Genomic DNA, 1,203 nt, shown 5'->3' with positions numbered 1-1,203 from the left:
GGGGAGCGTGGTTGGTTGCTGGGTGGTGTCGTGGTGGAGGGTGTTGTAGACGGTGCGGGCGAGGCGTCGTTTGAGGGCGCGGAGTGCTTCCATGGTGGTGTCTCCGGTGGTTCGGCGTCGGTGGATGTAGTCGCGGCCGGGGCTGTCCAGGCGGATTTGGGTGACGGCGATGCGGTGCAGCGCGGCGTTGAGTTGCCGGTTGCCCCCGCGGGCGAGGCGGTGTCGGTTGGTTTTGCCGGAGGAGGCGGGGATGGGGGCGACGCCGGCGTGCATGGCGAAGCAGGCTTCGGAGCGGAACCGGGTGACGTTGGCGGTTTCGCCGACGATTTTCGCCGCGGTCAGCGCACCACAGCCGGGTATGGCGAGCAGGCGGGGTGCGACGTGTGCCATCCGCTGGGCCAGTTCCCGCTCCAGTGCGTTGGCGCGGACGGTGAGTGCCCGGATGTCGGTGACCAGCTCGGTGGCGATGCGCACCACCATCGACTTCGGCTGCTGGGCCAGCCAGGCGGTGAGCCGGTCCAGTTCGCACAGCCGGTCCAGGCTGCGGGCGGCGGGGTCGAGTTCGGGGTCGAGTTCGTGGAGGTGCCAGCGCAGCCGGTTCTGCATCTGGGTGCGGGTGTTGACCAGACCTTCGCGGTGGTCGACGAGCAGTTTGATCTCGCGGGAGATGTTGTCGTGTGTGGCGACCGGCAGGTTCGGTTCACGCAGTGCGGCCCGGGCGATGGCGAGTGCGTCGATCGGGTCGGACTTGCCTCGCGTGCGTGCTGAGGAGCGGGCCCCGGCCATCAGTTTCGGGGGCACCCGGACCACGGTCTGCCCTGCGGCGAGCAGCGCTCGTTCCAGCCGGGTCGACACGTGCCGGCAGTCTTCCACCGCGAACACCAGCTCGGTGTCGGGCCAGTTCCGCAGTGCCCAGCGCAGCAGCTGCCGGTGACCGGCGTCCGTCGCACGCACCGTCTTCTGGTCGAGTTTGCGTCCGACCTGCTCGACCGCGACCGCGGTGTGGGTGTCCTTGTGGACATCGATACCCAGCATCACCACCATGGGGATGGTCTCCTTCCAGCTCGAAGGGACGGCTGGGCCGGCCGGCGGACACACCTCAGTGGGGGCGCTGCCACGCTCCTATCAAGTCACGCCGGTCGGTCCTGACCACCGGTGACCGGCACAACGCATGATCGCCAACCCGCAAGCAGGCGGCAGCGA

The 1,203-nt window shown here is 69.1% G+C and carries 1 protein-coding gene; it reads right to left on the bottom strand.

What is annotated here, in order from left to right:
* A partial coding sequence (locus ACYVLJ_RS47900) for an IS110 family RNA-guided transposase (RefSeq protein ID WP_460443741.1) occupies positions 1 to 1,041 on the bottom strand: 1,041 nt, incomplete at its 3' end.
* Between the last annotated feature and the right edge of the window lie 162 nt (positions 1,042 to 1,203).

The sequence above is a fragment of the Amycolatopsis stemonae genome (genome assembly GCF_054781455.1).
The sequence above is the reverse complement of the archived record's forward strand: the minus strand, read 5'-3'. Positions and strand labels throughout refer to the sequence as shown.